The organism is Marivirga arenosa (genome assembly GCF_030503895.2).
Taxonomy (GTDB): Bacteria; Bacteroidota; Bacteroidia; order Cytophagales; family Cyclobacteriaceae; genus Marivirga; species Marivirga arenosa.
The window spans coordinates 748,367-765,898 of record NZ_CP129970.2 but is presented as its reverse complement, the minus strand read 5'-3'; the positions used below and the strand labels follow the sequence as shown (position 1 = coordinate 765,898).

General features: G+C 32.8%; 14 protein-coding genes. 11 read left to right on the top strand and 3 right to left on the bottom strand.

Features of this window, described 5'->3' with window-relative positions; all coding sequences use genetic code 11:
• Nucleotides 1-178 precede the first annotated feature (178 nt).
• Nucleotides 179-1,699: a fasciclin domain-containing protein gene (locus QYS48_RS03330; protein ID WP_308357505.1), complete on the top strand. Its 1,521-nt coding sequence runs from the start codon at nucleotides 179-181 to the stop codon at nucleotides 1,697-1,699.
• 414 nt (nucleotides 1,700-2,113) lie between these two features.
• Here QYS48_RS03330 and QYS48_RS03325 read toward each other — a convergent pair whose 3' ends face one another.
• The gene (locus QYS48_RS03325) at nucleotides 2,114-5,071 is read right to left on the bottom strand and encodes a TonB-dependent receptor (protein ID WP_308357504.1); all 2,958 of its coding nucleotides are present in this window, start codon (nucleotides 5,069-5,071) and stop codon (nucleotides 2,114-2,116) included.
• A gap of 204 nt (nucleotides 5,072-5,275) precedes the next feature.
• Between QYS48_RS03325 and QYS48_RS03320 the strand changes: the two genes are divergently transcribed.
• From QYS48_RS03320 to QYS48_RS03300, 5 genes are read left to right on the top strand one after another with little or no spacing between them, the layout of a single operon-like run.
• Complete coding sequence (locus QYS48_RS03320; protein ID WP_308357503.1) at nucleotides 5,276-7,225, top strand: BatA domain-containing protein; 1,950 nt, start codon at nucleotides 5,276-5,278, stop codon at nucleotides 7,223-7,225.
• A 2-nt stretch (nucleotides 7,226-7,227) separates the two neighbouring features.
• Nucleotides 7,228-8,511, top strand: coding sequence for a dihydroorotase (locus tag QYS48_RS03315; RefSeq protein ID WP_308357502.1), 1,284 nt, complete (start codon nucleotides 7,228-7,230; stop codon nucleotides 8,509-8,511).
• A 2-nt stretch (nucleotides 8,512-8,513) separates the two neighbouring features.
• Nucleotides 8,514-9,041, top strand: a complete 528-nt coding sequence (locus QYS48_RS03310) for a DUF4199 domain-containing protein (protein ID WP_308357501.1) — start codon at nucleotides 8,514-8,516, stop codon at nucleotides 9,039-9,041.
• Nucleotides 9,038-10,003 carry a glycosyltransferase family 2 protein gene (locus QYS48_RS03305; protein WP_308357500.1) on the top strand — a complete coding sequence of 322 codons (966 nt, stop codon included), beginning with the start codon at nucleotides 9,038-9,040 and terminating at the stop codon, nucleotides 10,001-10,003. Before QYS48_RS03310 ends, QYS48_RS03305 begins: the two co-directional genes overlap by 4 nt.
• Nucleotides 10,000-10,983, top strand: a complete 984-nt coding sequence (locus QYS48_RS03300) for a glycosyltransferase (protein ID WP_308357499.1) — start codon at nucleotides 10,000-10,002, stop codon at nucleotides 10,981-10,983. Before QYS48_RS03305 ends, QYS48_RS03300 begins: the two co-directional genes overlap by 4 nt.
• Before the next feature lie 3 nt (nucleotides 10,984-10,986).
• On the opposite strand, the gene QYS48_RS03295 is transcribed toward QYS48_RS03300, so the two are convergent.
• The gene (locus QYS48_RS03295; RefSeq protein ID WP_302103706.1) at nucleotides 10,987-11,754 is read right to left on the bottom strand and encodes a class I SAM-dependent methyltransferase; all 768 of its coding nucleotides are present in this window, start codon (nucleotides 11,752-11,754) and stop codon (nucleotides 10,987-10,989) included.
• 286 nt (nucleotides 11,755-12,040) lie between these two features.
• On the opposite strand from QYS48_RS03295, the gene QYS48_RS03290 reads away from it, so the two are divergent.
• The 5 genes from QYS48_RS03290 (at nucleotide 12,041) to QYS48_RS03270 (ending at nucleotide 16,929) form a co-directional block, all read left to right on the top strand.
• On the top strand, nucleotides 12,041-13,300 hold the full coding sequence (locus QYS48_RS03290; RefSeq protein WP_308357498.1) for an efflux RND transporter periplasmic adaptor subunit: 1,260 nt from the start codon (nucleotides 12,041-12,043) through the stop codon (nucleotides 13,298-13,300).
• Nucleotides 13,301-14,635 (top strand): ABC transporter permease, encoded by a 1,335-nt coding sequence (locus QYS48_RS03285; RefSeq protein WP_308357497.1) that lies wholly within the window; start codon nucleotides 13,301-13,303, stop codon nucleotides 14,633-14,635.
• Nucleotides 14,628-16,085, top strand: coding sequence for a TolC family protein (locus QYS48_RS03280; RefSeq protein WP_302127520.1), 1,458 nt, complete (start codon nucleotides 14,628-14,630; stop codon nucleotides 16,083-16,085). Before QYS48_RS03285 ends, QYS48_RS03280 begins: the two co-directional genes overlap by 8 nt.
• A gap of 48 nt (nucleotides 16,086-16,133) precedes the next feature.
• The gene (locus tag QYS48_RS03275) at nucleotides 16,134-16,532 is read left to right on the top strand and encodes a hypothetical protein (protein WP_302103710.1); all 399 of its coding nucleotides are present in this window, start codon (nucleotides 16,134-16,136) and stop codon (nucleotides 16,530-16,532) included.
• Between the two features lie 103 nt (nucleotides 16,533-16,635).
• Complete coding sequence (locus tag QYS48_RS03270; RefSeq protein WP_302103711.1) at nucleotides 16,636-16,929, top strand: hypothetical protein; 294 nt, start codon at nucleotides 16,636-16,638, stop codon at nucleotides 16,927-16,929.
• A gap of 9 nt (nucleotides 16,930-16,938) precedes the next feature.
• Here the strand turns inward: QYS48_RS03270 and QYS48_RS03265 are convergent, their stop codons facing one another.
• Nucleotides 16,939-17,472: a macro domain-containing protein gene (locus tag QYS48_RS03265; RefSeq protein ID WP_302103712.1), complete on the bottom strand. Its 534-nt coding sequence runs from the start codon at nucleotides 17,470-17,472 to the stop codon at nucleotides 16,939-16,941.
• Between the last annotated feature and the right edge of the window lie 60 nt (nucleotides 17,473-17,532).

Here is a 17,532-nt window from a genome sequence, read left to right as displayed (position 1 = left end):
TCTTTTGAAAATTATTTATTGTCAATTCACAACTATTTTCAATAAAAAAGTGTCAATCAATTAGTTGCGGAATATTATTCATGTAAATTAGTCGTTATGCATAATAATTTTTTGCAACAATATTTTAAGAATGTGGTTTAAATACCTATTTTCACAACAATTAACAAACAAAACTACTATGAAGAAGAAAAATTTATTTTTAAAACCAACGAGCAGTTTGCTAGCTATGCTATTTGTATTAGCGACTGCATTTACGTTTACTGCATGTGATGGTGATGATCCAGAGCCAGAGCCAGAAGATAATATTGTTGATACACTAATTGACTTAGGTGGATATGATTCACTAGTAAAGTATGTATCAGTTTATCCCAATTTAGTAAGTACGCTAAATGCAGATGGAGCAAAAACTTTATTTGCACCTAATAACGCAGCCTTTGTTTCTTTATTAGAAACTCCAGGCTTTCCACAAGATATTAGTGCCATTAACCCAGATATTATTGAAGGAGTATTAGCCTACCATTTAGTTCCAGGTCAGGAAATTGCTGCAGCGGATTTATCTGGAGAATTAACAACAGCATTTAATGACGAAGTTATTACAGTAAATAATGGAACTTTAGAGACAGGTGCTACAAATCCAGAGATTACATTAGGAGAAACTGATATAGCATCAACTTCTGGATTAATCCATGAAGTAAATTCTGTTTTAATTCCGCCATCAGTAGGAGCTAGATTAACACCAATCTTAGGTACAGTATCAGGGACTGTATTATTAGCAGCGGATTTCTCATCATTAGCAGTAGCAATTCAAAGAGTAGATGCAGCTAGAGTGGAGAGAGGAGATGATCCATTTGCTGGTATTCTTGCTAACAGACAAGGAAGTTATACGGTATTCGCGCCAGTTAATGCTGTATTTGAAGGAGCTGGAATTGATCCATCAACAGCAGATGTAAGTTTCTTAGAATCTGTAATTTTAAATCATGTTATTGCAGGAGATAATTTATCTGCATCTGATATTCAAGGACAATTGCAATCAGGTGATAATACTTTAACCTCACTAGGTGGTGAAGTAACTGTATCGCCAACTGAATTTCAAGGGAATGCAACATTATCTATTGGTGGAGCTGCAGTAGTTTCACCAGATAATGTGACAGGAAATGGTACAGTTCATGCAGTAGCAGGATTTGTTTCATCTAATGCTAATTCATATTCAACTGTATTGTTAGGTGCACAGGGTAGTACTGATCCAAGTTTTTATAATGCGATAGAAAATGTTAGGACTGGTTATAATGCATCAATCGATGTTTCCGCTTCAATTGATTTTGCATATTATTGGGGTCAAGACAATAAAAATTCTTTAGGTGCAATCGATTCTGATGCTTTAGATGCAGTTTTTGATACTCAAAATTTATCTATAAGTGGCATATTTGGGACAAGAAATGCAACAAGGTTCCAAGTTACAGAATTAAGTGCAGCTGAATTTGATGGCATAGTAACAAATGCACAGGTTGCAGGAGTTGCAAATTCTGAATTAACAGCAAATCCAGATGCTACTAACCTAGTTGAAGGTAGTGTAGTTGCTTTCAAATTAGATGATGCTAGAGGAGGGTTATTCGGATTAATAAAAGTAGCTGAAGTTAACGACACTAACGGTACTGGTTCAATTACCATTGATGTTAAAGTAGTTGCTGACGCATTTTAAATAGTATTAAATTGATAATTGAAAGACCATCCGAAAGGATGGTCTTTTTTTGTTTTAGTGCTGTCCATATAAAAAAATACAATAACATATTATACTGATATGCTAAAATAAGAAAGTAAGGTGTTTGGTTGGTAAAGGAGAAAACTAATGTGAAGTTGGGTTCTTAATTAGAAAGGCTTTTTAAATTGAAGTAATTATCCGAATGAATTAAAAATATCTTAAAAAATATTATTTTATTAGATGCCTGAATTAAATAATCGTAATTATTTTCTAATTGTGTTAGCTTAACATACTGATTTCTCTTTCATAACAATATTTATTGTGTAACGCTTTTTCGGGACGATATAAATTGGTCATAAAAAAGGTGAGGATAAAATCCTCACCTTTTTAGATTATTTTGGTTTCTTTTGAATTCTACCTATTCATTAATTGGTCAAAGGTCAATGACACATAATAAATAGCACCTACGTTAGGAGCTCCAAAACTTTGAATATAATAGTCATTTGTAAGATTAGTACCTCCTACTTTAAGCATAGTTTTAAAAGGTAATTTATAGCTTACTTGCGCATCTAAAGTTCCGAAGGCTGGAATTACCCCGTCACCGAAGGATGATTCCCAAAAGAATTCTGATTGCCACCTGTAAGCAACATTAAATCCGATTTTATCGGTTAGTTTTCTATTTCCAAATTTCACGTTGACTTTATGTTCTGGTGTATTAAAGCCAAAAACAAAACTTTGACCTTCTGCATTTTCAGTATTTAATACATTCCAATTGTAGTTAGATCCGACTGTGTAACCATTTCCTATAGCATAATCTACTCCTATAGCAGCACCTTGAGAAGTAATTTGTTGTGATGCGTTTGTGTATATTTGGAAAGTATTATCTGCATTTCCTTGCAATAAACTTCCTAAATTTGGAGAGCCATCTGGATTAGTTTGAGCTTTTCTAACTCTTTGTTGTGTAATGAAATTATTATACTGATTGTAATAATAAACCGCATCAATCATTAATTTTTTATTGATTAAACTTTTATATCCAACTTCAAATGATTGAACTTGCTCAGGTTGAACTGATTGATAATTTAAGGTATTCTCGTTATCTAGTAATGATTCATCAAAATTACCAGTAGCATATAAATTATTAATCATTGAATTTACAGACTCTAAGGTAAAGATATTTGGATCACTTCCAATGCCATAAGTCGCAGCGTATTCAGGAAGTCCGCCAAGAAGCCTACTTGAAATTATATTTAAATTGATATGTTGTCCCTGAGTTGTTGGGTTTCTAAAACCAGTTTGAAATGAAGCTCTAATATTATTATTATCTGCAACTTCAAATACACCTGAAATCCTTGGACTAAATACGGCATCAAAATTTTCATTCTTATCAACTCTTGCAGATCCAGTAATTTTTAATTTATCATCTAAAACTTTTTTACTTGCTTGCACATATGCACCAAACTCTGCAATAGAAATATCATTACCTACGGTGTCAGGGAAAATAGTACCATTTGAATTTAAGTCAAACAATCTAAAAGAGCCTCCAATTTGAATTGAAGCAAAATCAATTTTGTTTGTTAAATCATATTGAGCTTCAGCATGATACATTTTAGTTAAGTCAGCAAAATTAGGTCCATTCGGAACAGTTCCAGATTCCAAAGATCTTTCTTTAGCAGCTTGAAAAGCATCAGAACCTGGTTCAAATCTACTTCTGTCAGCTGCATTTCTTGCTGCATTAAATGCTTCTTCTTGTAAATTTATGTATGCATTAGGATCATTTGCTTGAAGTGTAGCCAACTCTGCAGGTGTATAGTCTCTACTTATGTATTTTAGATAATTAGCTGTATAAGTAGCAAACCAAGTGTTATTACTTGAGAATGCTTCATTTACTTGATTTCCTAAGAACTCAGTTATGTAAGAGTCTCCTGAATTTTCAAATGTACCATATCCTCTTATAAACCAATCGGTTGATTTTAATTCCAATTTATGTTGCTGGATACTAAAATTAGACAGAGAATATCTTTGAGCCCCTGTATATATAGAAGTTCCTGAACCATAGTTCCACTGGTAGATACCCTCAATATTATCAGTAATTCTATAATGTGCTGAAGCGTTTAATTTATAATTCTTTGCATTATAATCAATAAGTTGATGCTCTTCCCAAGGAGTTCTTGAAACTACCTGATTTGGTGCAAAAGCCAAATAATCAGTAAAGTTTTGATTGTCTTTTGGAGCAGTTCCTTGGAACATGATTCCACTATACAATGTTCTTAGACTAGCGAAAGTTGAATTGTCGTTTTGAGTCCCATCTGCTGAGAATGCTGTTTGAATTGCATTTGCTAAAAATGCAGCACTAATACTCGCTTCGTCTCCCATTGTGTTAGGGTAATCACTACCCGGATTAAATGATAAGTTACCTTGTCTGCCGGCTTCTCGATCTGTTGTATAGTCCGTTGCGTACCAGTCTAAGGCTTGCATGAAGCTTCCGTTTACCTTAAAAGCAAAACGGTCATTGAATAATGATTTTGCATATCTAACAGAAGCTTCATACATAGGTTGAGGAGTGTCTGGAGCCCCTGCTTCAGTATTTGCACCAAAGTGATTCATTCCTACTTTTGCAAATGCACTTAAACCTTGATATTCAAAAGGTGATTTTGAATTAACTAACAGTATTCCGTTAAATGCATTTGGACCATATAAGGCCGAGGCTGCTCCAGGAATCATTTCTACACTTTCAACATCTAATTCAGATGGCCCATTTAAGTTACCAATTGGAAAGTTTAAGGCGGGAGCTTGTGTATCCATTCCATCAGTTAACTGTACAAAACGAGTATTACCGGTAGAGTTAAAACCTCTGGCATTTACAATTTGAAAGTTGATACTACTTTGAGTTACATCAACACCTTTTAAGTACCCTATTGATTTATAATAATTGTCTGCAGGGGTTTGCTGAATTGCTAAAACATCCATTTTCTCTATGGAAACGGGTGATTGCAATATGCTTTCTTCTACTCTGGATGCTGAAACTACTACTTCCTGCCCCATCAGAAGTTCTTCCTTTAAACTTATTTTTATATCTGTACTGCTATTGTTTTCATCAATAGTATATTCTTGGGTTTGGTAACCAACCATACTAAATTGAAGGGTAATAGGAGTGGCTAGGCTAACAGAGAAATCAAAATTTCCATCGAAATCTGTTGTAGTACCTAAAACCTTACCTTTAATTACCACATTAACTCCAATAAGTGGAACCTTGGTTTCATCGTCAATAATTTTCCCTGTAATTCGTGTGTTTTGTGCATTACTTTGCCATATAATCCCTATTGATAGGCAAAATAATAGAGTGATTTTTTTCAGTAAATTCATTTCCATAGTAAAATATTTAAAATCATGTATCAAATTAATCAAAAATAATGGTTGATTAAGCTGTACAACCGACAATTTTAAGTAAATTAATACAATTTATCCTTATAATTTAGAATAATCTTTTGGAATATCTTTTTTTAGAGATTGAGACCTTAATTATTACATTAAAGTATTGGTTCATTTCATCTATTACACTAATTTGGCTGTTCTATGAATTTTACAAATCCCAATGCTTTTTGGCTGTTTTTTTTGGTTTTAATACCTGTTCTGATTCATTTATTTCAATTCAGAAGATATAAAACTTTAAAATTCAGCAATCTATATTTTCTTAATGCAGTTCAAGAAGAGGAGAAGAAAAGTAGAAAGCTCAAACATATTCTTATTTTAATTTCCAGAATACTGTTGATTATTTTTCTTACGCTCAGTCTCGCTAAACCTTTTTGGGAAAATGAAGCTACTAATTCTGAGTTAAATCTGATTTTAGTGGATGATACACCATCAAATTTAAGTTTTACTGAAGGTAAATCGAATTCAATTTTTGATGAAAATATAGGCTATGTTAATAGATTATATGAGCGATATCCACAAAGTTTAAAAGCGATTAATATAAATGGTGAGTTAATTCCTGCCTATTCAAATTCAAATATTTTAAATTCAAAAAGCTCTATTGATATAAAATCTGCCTTAAGTGAATATAAGGATGCTAAAAAGCTATTAATTCTCAGTGATTATCAAGAAAATCTTATTTCGGAAAATATTAACTATTTTAAGGATACTACTAAGGCTTTTATTTTCATGCCACCTTACCTTGAAAAGCCAACCAATGCATTTATCGATTCAGTTTGGATTGATCAAAATGCTGAAGAAACGGCAAGCCTAAATATTAGGATTTCATTACTTGGGAATGGACTAGATGTGAATTTATCGCTTTTGAATAATGATCAATTAGAAGGTACTCAACAAATCAGCTTGGAAGATAATGCTTCTTCAGTAATAAATTTTCCTTTGAAGCGATTTGCGGAAACAAAGGTCAGAGAATATGAAATTAAGCTAGAAGGTGATGAAATTGAATTTGATAATCAATTTTATTTTTCTGTTATAAATCAAGAGAAATTAAACGTTTTGTCATTAAGCGCTACTGAGCCTAATACATTAATCACTACTCTCTTTGAGAATGAAGATCTTTTTAATCTAGAAAAGGAATCATTAATTAATTTCTCTTATCAAAATTTAGAAAATTATGATTTGGTATTACTTGAAGTTGGAAATCAACTCAGCAGTTTTGCTTCTTCAGCCTTAAAAAGCTATGCTGCAGAAGGAAAAAACTTGGTAATAATACCTAATTCAAATTTTGATCAATTTAATTTTTTGGAAGAGTTAGGCTTTTCCAATATCAGCCTTATTAAGAATAGTAATGAAAATTCAATTCGACTTTCTGTTCCTGATATACAAAATCCATTTTATACAAATATATTCAGTTCATTGGATGGCAATATTAGTATGCCTGAATCAAGACTATTTATGAGATGGACATCAGGAAGAAATCTACTCTCATTTGTTAATACTTATCCTTTTTTATCCGTAGTAGGGATTCAAGATAATATTTATGCTTTTTCTAGTCCACTGAAAGAGGATTTTACGAATTTCACCAGACATGGCATCTTTTTACCTGTCTTTTATAAGATTGCTTTTTCGGAAAATAATGAAAATCAAGTGCAGTACAGTTATTTAAATGATGATTTGATCCAGCTAAATACTTCTAATTTGTCATCATCTGATATTTTTAAATTGAAGCAGCTGAACCAAGAGTTAGTTCCAGATCAGCGAGTAAGTACCAATCAATTGCAATTGATTTTACCTACTGATGATATTAACAATGGTTTTTATGAAATCATCAATACTAAAACTGAGGAAGTATTAGGACCTTTAGCATTAAATTACCCGAAAGCAGAAAGTGAAAATAGTTATTATACCACTTCTAAATTAAAGGAGTTATTTCAAGGTCAAAGTAATGTTGAAATCATAGAAAGTTATGATTTTTCTTCAATTGATGAATATATTGCTGAAACCAAGGAAGGATTTCCTTTGTGGAAATACTTCTTAGTATTAGCTTTGCTAAGTTTATTAGCTGAAGTTTTAATCATACGCTTTCTAAAATAGATATGAGTACCTGCATCAAGTCTGTAAAAATTGTAAATCCAAGCTCTGAATGGCATAATCAGACTGTTGATTTACTCATTGAAAATGGTAAGATTCAAGACATTAAACCTTCCTCTAATTTCGATGCTGAGAAAATTATTGAAGCTAATGAACTAATCGCTTCGCCTTCTTGGGTTGATATGAGAGTTTTTTCTGGTGAACCAGGAGAAGAATATCGAGAAGATTTTGATAGCTTAACTCATGTGATTCAAGCAGGAGGGTTTGGAGCAGCATTATTAATGCCTAATACCAAACCTGTAATTCAAAATAAGGCAGATATCAAAACCGTTTTATCTCATAATATAAATCAAACCAGTCAAATTTTACCAACAGCTTCTGTTACGGTTGATTGTAATGGAGAAGATTTGAATGAAATGTTAGATGCACATCATGCAGGTGCTCTTGCTTTTACAGATGGTTCTGTACCACTATGGAATAGTGATATACTGGTTAAATCTTTACAGTATTTACAAAAGTTTGATGGATTGCTAATTACTTTTCCTCAAGATCATAAGCTTTCATTATTCGGGCAAATGAATGAGGGTAAAGTGAGCACTGGATTAGGGTTAAAAGGTATTCCGCATTTAGCAGAAGAGATAGTAGTAAAAAGAGATTTGGATCTCTTAGAATATGCAGGGGGTCGACTTCATTTTAGTTGTGTAAGTAGTGCCAAAAGTGTTGACCTAATAAGGAAAGCAAAAGAAAAGGGACTGAAAGTAAGTTGTGATGTAAATATTCACCATTTGATATTGGATGATGAAAACCTTGAAGATTTTGATACTAATTATAAAGTATTACCGCCTTTAAGAACTCAAAAAGATATCGATGCTTTAGTTCAAGGAGTAAATGATGGCACTATAGACGTGATTGCTTCTTCTCATCAGCCATTTGATCAAGATCATAAGAAAATGGAATTTGATTTGGCAGAATTCGGAATTATGGGTTCTCAACTTTTATATCCATTATATCATCACTATTTAGCAGACAAAATTACACTTTCTACATTCTTGGACTGTATTGAAAGAAATCCGAAGAAACTTCTAAAATTACCAGAGAATAAAATCGAAATAGGAGCAATAGCGGATTTAACTATTTTCTCAACAGATGAAAAATGGACATTTGATTCTAAAAGCAATCAATCTAAAAGTGATAATTCTCCTTTTATGAATACTGAATTTACTGCAAAAGTTATTGCACTGTTCAATAACAATAATCAATATATTGATTCAAATTATATCAATTCCTAAACATGAATTTATTAATTAAAAGCCCCTTAAGATTTAGCTTAATAGCAATAGTTTTTGTGGTGCTAATGTTCGTTATTCTAATATTTTTAGATAAAAATCCTGTTGTATACAGCAGTAACATTATATTTATTGGACCTCTTTTGGCTATTTTTTTATTTTTTAGCGTAAAGATTTTTAGAGATGCTAATCCAGATGGTTTAAGGTTTTGGCAGGGATTTTCTATTGGAATGTTATATATAATTTTCTTTATTTCTTATTATGCAATTATTCTAACAATAATTTCCTATGCATTTGATGTTAATTATTTTGATGAATATAGAGAGCTAAGTGTGGAGCGAGTTTATGCACAAAAAGAGCTAATACTAGAGAAATTTGACAATAAATTTTTTGAAGAGTCGCTGTTAGAATCTCGCAATCAAACTAATTTCGATATTATTTTAAGGTTATGCAGGAATTTTTTTGGTATTGGAATATTATTAGTCCCTATTGTTTCATTATTTATGCGTACTCCTGAACAAAAGCAGCCATGAAATATAACTTAAGTTTAGTCATTCCTGTTTTTAATGAAGAAAAATCTATTCCGGAATTGGTGGAATGGATTGAAAGAGTAATGAAAGAACAGCCCTTGCTTAGCTATGAAGTAATCATGATTGATGATGGTAGCTCTGATAATTCCTGGGAGATAATTCAAGATTTAGCTAAACAAAAGCTTCAAGTAAAAGGCTTAAAATTCGCAAGAAATTACGGTAAATCTGCTGCACTTCATACCGGTTTTAAAGCTTCCGAAGGCGAAGTTGTCATTACCATGGATGCCGATATGCAGGACAGCCCTGATGAAATACCTGCTCTTTATGATATGATTCAAAACGATGGATATGATATTGTTTCAGGTTGGAAAAAGAAAAGACATGATCCTATCAGCAAAACTATCCCTTCTAAGTTTTTCAATTTTGTGACACGAAAAATATCAGGAATTAAGCTGCATGACTTTAACTGCGGTTTAAAGGCTTATAGAAGTAAGGTGGTTAAAAATATAGAGGTATATGGGGAAATGCATCGCTATATACCCGTTATAGCCAAATGGAATGGGTTTAAAAAAATCGGAGAGAAAGTGGTTCAACATCGAGCTAGAAAGTATGGTGAGACTAAATATGGACTCGAAAGGTTTCTTTACGGCTTTTTAGATTTACTATCCATCACCTTCGTTTCAAAATTTAAAAAGAGCCCAATGCATTTTTTTGGTGCTTTTGGTACACTTTCATTTATTTTCGGATTCTTTGTGACCCTTTATGTGATTGCCAGAAAGTTTTACGAAATTCATTATAATTTACCGGTAAGAGAAATAACGGATCAGCCACTATTCTTTTTATCTCTTGTTGCTTTAATTGTAGGAGTACAATTGTTTTTAGCAGGGTTTATAGGCGAAATGATTACCATGAACTCTCCTAAAAAGCTGGATTATATTGTGGATGAAGAAATTGGAATCGGATGAGATTTTATTCTGTAGTTATTCCCATTTATAATCGTCCCGATGAAATTGAAGAGTTGTTAGAAAGTTTAACCCAGCAAACTTTCAGCAATTTTGAAATAATAGTAGTGGAAGATGGATCGACTATTAAGTGTGATCATATTTGTGAAGCTTATTCATCCAAATTAAATCTGCAGTATTATTTTAAAGAAAATTCAGGACAAGGTTTTAGCCGTAATTTTGGATTTGAAAAAGCAAAAGGAGATTATTTTATTGTTTTCGATTCTGATTGTATTATTCCAAATGATTATTTTGAACAAGTAGAAGAACATCTAAATAAAGAAAAGTTAGATGCTTTTGGAGGACCCGATGCCGCATTAGATAGTTTTACTCGAATCCAAAAAGCGATTAGCTATTCCATGACTTCGTTTTTTACCACTGGGGGTATAAGAGGAGGGAATAAGCAGTTAGAAAAATTTAGGCCAAGAAGTTTTAATATGGGTATTTCTAAAGAAGTGTTCGAAAAAACTCAGGGCTACTTAATTACCAGAATGGGAGAGGATATTGAATTTAGTATTCGTATTGAAAATGCCGGATTCAAAATTGGCTTAATACCAAACGCTAAAGTTTATCACAAAAGAAGAACCAAATTGGGGCAGTTTTATAAACAATTATTTTTCTTCGGAAGAGGAAGAATTAATATTTTCCGATTCTATAAAAATGAATTGAAGCTCGTTCATCTTTTACCCTTATTTTTCGTTTTAGGACTAGCTTTTTGGATTTCTACTTTATTTTGGAATATTAATTTGTTTGAAATTGGGGCCGCAATTATTGCTTTATACTACATCATGATTGGTATTGATGCTTTTATTAAAACTAATGATTTCTTGGTATCATCTTTAAGTTTAGTTACCTCATTCATTCAACTTTTCGCCTATGGTCTCGGTTTTATAAAAGAGAGCTTTACTTATATTAAGCAACCGAAACCTACAGGATTAAGGTAGTTATTATTTCTCCACCCTATAAATGATTTCACCCTTTGGAAGTGCGTATTTTCTTACCTCTTCTTCACTTAATTCGTTTATATAATTTTCTTCTATCACGTTAAAACCTGCTTTTCTTAACCTATCAGGATAGTCTTTCCCATAAAGACGGACGTGATCATCTTGACCAAAAATCTTTTCTCTTTCTTTAGGATCTGTAATAGAATTATCTTCAAAAGTTTTATCAGGAATGGGCTCAAAGAAAGGAATTTGTAATATTCCCCACCCACCTGGTTTTAAAACTCTATGTAATTCACTCATGGCTTTAATATCATCATCCACATGTTCCATCACATGATTGCAGAAAACTACATCAAAAGAATTTTCAGGAAATGGTATATCATGAATATCCATTTTAACTTTAGCTAATGGTGATTCTATGTCAGCAGTGATATAATCATCACCATGCAGTTTTTCAAAATGATCCATAAAACATTGTTCAGGAGCAACATGCAACACTTTTAATTTATCCTGAAAGAAATTTGTTCTATTCTTCAAATACAACCATAAAAGTCGATGCCTTTCTAAAGATAAAGTATCAGGGCACAAAGCATTTTCACGCGGATTTACTCTTCCATAGGGAAGAAATTTCCTGTATCCTTTTTCGTTAATTGGACAGTATACATTGCTTCCTCTATAAAAAAGTCCAATTATTTTCAAGCTTATACCACTTACCCTTTGTATGTATTTTCGTGGTATATTTCTTAAAACAAAACTTATTAATTTCTTCATCTTCTTTAATTAGGATTGCAAAGGTAATAAAATGGATCGTACTGTTTTGATAAAATCAAACTTGCTAAGAGTTTTGAATTAATACTAAGGTTAAATTAAATGTAGAAGATAATATAAACCTAAATGAAACTATTTCAATTCTTATATCATCCAATTTATACTATAGGCTGTAAGTGACCGTTTAACTATTTATTTAGTAGGCATTATAGATTTACGAGTGGAGAAATATTTCAAACTATTATAAGTAATTTTACATTATAAAGGGATCAGCCTTAAAATTTGTACTATGAATAAAAAATTAATAATTGGCTTATCAGCTGTAGTGATCATTGTGATAGCTCTTTTTACATTTTCTGGAAGTGGAAATAATGAATCGGTTGAAATATTGACTGAAGCACAAAAAGGAGAATTCGTTATTGCAATCACTACAACGGGAGAGCTGGAGGCAAAAAACGCCATTAAAATTACAGGTCCATCCGGATTGAGAGCTGCAAGATTATGGAATGTGAAGATCGATAAATTGGTAGACGAAGGAACAGTGGTAGAAAAAGGTGATTTTGTGGCCAGTTTGGATGCATCTGAATTATCAGATAGACTTCGAAATGTGGAAAACGAATATCAACAAAGCTTATCTCAATATACACAGACCAAATTGGATACTGCTTTAACCTTAAGACAGTCTAGAGATGAATTAATCAATTTAGAATTTGCTGTAGAAGAAAAAAAACTAGTTTTAGAACAATCTCAATTCGAACCGCCAGCAACAATCAAGCAAGCTGAAATAGATCTAAGCAAAGCCAAACGTGCGTTTAAACAAGCCAAAGAGAATTATTTACTAAAGAAAGATAAGGCCGTAGCTCAGATGCAAGAAGCTGCTGCTGAATTATCTGAAGATAGAGATGAAAGAAACTTCTTACTGGAACTTAGAAAGAAATTTCAAATCACAGCTCCTGAAGATGGCATGGTGATTTACGTTAGAGAATATGATGGGTCTAAAAAATCTGAAGGAGCCTCTATTGGAGCATGGGACCCAACAGTAGCCACGCTTCCAGATTTATCTACTATGATTTCTACCACCTTTGTGAATGAAGTGGATATTAGAAAAATTACAAAAGGTCAGCATGTTAATATAGGTCTAGATGCATTTCCAGATAAAAAATTAACGGGTGAAGTTATTTATGTAGCAAATGTTGGGGAACAAAGACCTAATTCTGATGCTAAAGTATTTGAGGTGAAAGTAGAAATTAATGAAAGCGACACTACTTTAAGACCTGCAATGAGCACAGCAAATGAAATAATAACTGATATCGTACCGGAGGCAATTTATGTACCACTGGAATCAATATTTAATCAAGGAGATTCAATAGCATTTGTATATAAAAAATCTGGTCTGGAAACGATTAAGCAGGAAGTAACCTTAGGGAAAGCTAATGCAAATGAGGTGATAGTTCAAGAAGGTGTTGATTCAGGTGAAAAAGTTTATTTAGTAGCTCCAAATGGATTGGAGGATAAAGATGTGCAGCTTTTAAAAACACCTCAACTCTAGATGAAAGAAAAAATATTAGCCAATCTTAATATTGCGTTTGAGGCGGTAGTAGCAAACCGAACGCGTTCTTTTTTAACGGCACTTGGAATTATTTTTGGAGTAGCGGCAGTAATAGCAATGCTTGCCATTGGTAATGGTGCCCAACAGGAAATTTTGAATCAAATCAAATTAGTAGGGGTCAATAATATTGTGATAGAACCAGTTATTGAACAAACAGAAGAAGATTTACAACAAAGTTCAGGTAAAAAAGAAAAGAAAAAATTTAGTCCTGGTTTAACCCTGGCCGATGCAGAAAGTATTGCAGAAATTATCCCAGGAATAGAAGCAGTTAGTCCTGAAATAATTTTAGATACCTATGTGATTCGAAACGGTATTAGAAGGTCAGCTAAATTAGTAGGGGTTAATCCATCTTATTTTAATCTTTCTGCTTTTGAGCTAAACCAAGGTGATATGTTTATTGAGGAGCATCTCAAAATTGGAAGTCGCGTTTGCATTATTGGTAAATCCGTTAAGTCGCGATTTTTCCCTAATACTAATCCTGTGGGCAAGATGATAAAGGTAGGCCCTCACTGGCTCGAGGTTATAGGGGTTCTGAAAGAAAGACTATATAGCCAAAAGAGTTTGGATAATCTTGGCTTACGTGATTTCAATATGGATATCTATACTCCAGTGCAAACAGTATTAGTGAATTATAAAAATCGAGCAGCCCTAACTCAAGCGCAGTTGAAAAAAGCTAACGCCAGAAATAATGATGATGAAAACAATCAGAAAGCGAACCCTAATTATCATCAGATTGATAAACTTACGGTTCAGGTTGAAAAGTCTGAAAGTTTAAATCCAACTGCGGAATTAATTTCCAGAATGCTAAAGAGGCGTCACTATGATAAAGTAGATTTTGAAGTGACAATTCCAGAATTATTGTTGAAACAGCAACAGAAAACAAAAAATATTTTCAATATAGTACTAGGTGCTATTGCTGGTATCTCTCTTTTGGTAGGGGGTATAGGAATTATGAATATTATGCTGGCTTCAGTAATGGAAAGGATTAAAGAGATTGGTCTTAGGTTATCTTTAGGTGCCAAGAAGTCGGATGTAATTCTTCAGTTTTTGCTCGAGGCCGTAATGATCAGTATAAGCGGTGGGATAATTGGTGTTATTTTAGGAATTGTTTTTGCTTATTTAGTAGCCTCATTTGCAGATATTCCAACTATTGTAAGCGGAATTTCAATAGTTATTTCGTTTGGTGTTGCCGCAACGGTTGGTTTAATATTCGGTATAGCGCCAGCTAGAAAAGCAGCAAACCAAGATCCAATAACTTCTTTAAGATATGAATAGAAATTTTATAGTAAGCATAATTATTTTAATAGGATTGAATCTCGTGTCAGTCCAATCAAATGCTCAAAGAACTTATACGCTAGAAGATGTAATTCAAATAGCTAAAACTCAGTCTCCGGCTTTCAAAAGAGCTGAAACAATAAAAGAAAACCGCTATTGGCAATACAGAGTTTTTAAATCTAATTTCGTTCCTCAGCTAAGTTTGAGTGGGACACTACCTAATTTTAATAGATCAGTTACGCCTATCACCCAGGAAGATGGTTCAACTGAGTTTAGATCAGTTTTTAATAGTAATTCTGATGTTTCTTTAAATCTTGAACAGCAAATAGGATTAACAGGAGGGACCGTTTTTTTGAATTCTACTGTAAACCGCTTTGATGACTTTGAGAGGAATGATTTCAGATATGGTGGTGATCCACTATCGATAGGGTTTATTCAACCATTATTTAGATTTAATGAGCTGAAATGGGATAAAAAGATTGAACCATTACGGTTTGAGGAATCAAAGCGTGAGTTCGTAGAGGAGTTTGAACAGATTTCAAAAGATGTTTCATCTAGATTTTTCAATTTGTTAAGTGCTCAGGTTAGTTTACAAATCGCTCAAAAGAATTTAGGTAATAATGACACTATCTATAAAATTGCGCAAGGTCGCTATGAACTAGGTAAAATTCCAGAAAATGAATTATTGCAATTGGAATTAAGCTTAATGAATTCTAGGCAATCTGTTGCTCAAGCAAAACTTGACCTAGAAACAAGACAGCTAGCACTGAAAGCATTTTTAGGTTTAAAAAATGATGATGAACTCAATTTAATTGTTCCTGAGGAAATCCCGGAATTTAATATTAATCCTGATCTTGCACTGCAAGAAGCCTTACGCAACAGGCAGGAGGCTATTGGATTTGAAAGACGACTTTTGGAAGCAGATAAAGAAGTAGATAGAGCGCAAGGAGAAACCGGCTTAAATATGAATTTGTTCGGTAGTTTCGGTCTTACTAATCAAGGAGATCAGCTCCCTGCTATTTACCAAACTCCAGAAAATCAACAAAGAGTTCAGTTAGGCTTTACAATTCCTATAGTGGACTGGGGACGTCAAAAATCCAGAGTTAAAACTGCTCAGGCAAATTATCAACTAGTGCAATATACAGTTCAACAAGAGAGAGTGAATTTTGAGCAGGAGGTTTACACACAAGTTAAAACTTTAGAAATGTTAAGAGATCAAGTGGCAATAACTCAAAAAGCCGATGATATCTCTCAAAGAAGATATGATATTTCTAAAAACAGATACCTAATCGGAAAAATAAGTATTACTGATTTATCAATTGCCTTAACTGAAAAAGATCAAGCCAAAAGAGATTATATCAATTCATTAGGAAATTTTTGGCAAGCATATTTCAATTTAAGACAACTAACCCTTTATGATTTTAAAGAAAACAAACGTTTAATTGAATAAATTAAAGAAATTAGCTTTCTTAAACATTCATTATAAGGTTTTGTAAAAATGCGCTTGCTATTAGGTTTACTCTTTATCATTTTAATTGGCTCTTCCTCTAGTTTTGCGCAGGTAGATTATAATACTAAGTCAACCGAGAAAATAAAAAGAGAACCAGAATTAGAACCAGAAAATGATAGAAAAGAAAGGCGGCTCCTCAGCATCTACATTAAGGACACTAAAAATGTACTGTATGGGAATCCATGCATGGATAAAGTGACACTGCGTTTTGGTTATGAATACGTTGTGATGCCTAAGAATGCTTCTAAATTTCACTCTGGTCTCAGAAGAGTAATGCATAACTTTGGTGTTAAAACCGCCCTGTTTTTTCGAAATCCTTTCTGGAAAATCATATCTAATAAAAAGGCTAAAGAATGCCGACAGAAAACTGGAGACTATATGGGCTAGTCAATCACATGTTAATTATCTCCTAAGTATCAAAAAATCAGTAAGTTGTTTTATTAAATTTAATATTTTTTTAAATTGATAAAGGAAACAACTTTGAATTACCATGGACCTAAGTAAGAATGCTATCGTAGACCTTTTAAATCACACCATTAAAGAAAGCAGAGATGTCAGTTGGAAAATGGGGGCGGGCTATCATAACGGAACCGATGTTTCTATCTATGAGGTATTAATCTATGAGATAAAAAATAACAAAACGATTGGAAGATTTGCTTTTAATGGTAAATCAGGAGAATTGATAAATCAAAGAATTGTGGGCTATAGACAAAAAGCTGCAGATAATATTATTGATGCTTTATTAGATGTTAGTAATTATTTGAAATCAAAATTCTTGAACTGAGTTTCTAGATTATTCATCATTGAGTGATTTATTTAACTCATTTTCATAAACCTTGTAATCCTTCTCATTAAATAAAATAAAGCGTATCAATTTTATGGAAGTTGCTTTACTGCAATACTCTTTAACTGCGGATATAACGATTTTTGTTGCTTCTTCAATTGGATAACCAAATGCACCAGTTGAAATCGCAGGAAATGCAATAGAGTCAACATTATATTTTTCTGCTAACTCCAATGCATTTTTATAGCAGTCTTTTAAAAACTGAACCTCAGGTTGATTAAAACCATATATTGGTCCTAAAACATGAATTATTCTTTTGTTAGGCAATTCATATGCTCCTGTAATAACGGCTTCTCCTGGATGAATAGGAGCTAAGCTTTGGCATTCATCAGCTAGCAATGGACCTGCGGCAGTATGAATAGCACCAGCTACACCACTTCCTATTTGTAATTCAGCATTTGCAGCGTTAACTATTGTATTAATATCATTTTGCTTGGTGATGTCACCAATGTTAATTTCTATCTCAACTTTTCCAAATTTCATAAACGTAGTTTCGGTTATTTATATATTCGTAACTACGCTCGATAAGTTTTAGGAGTATTA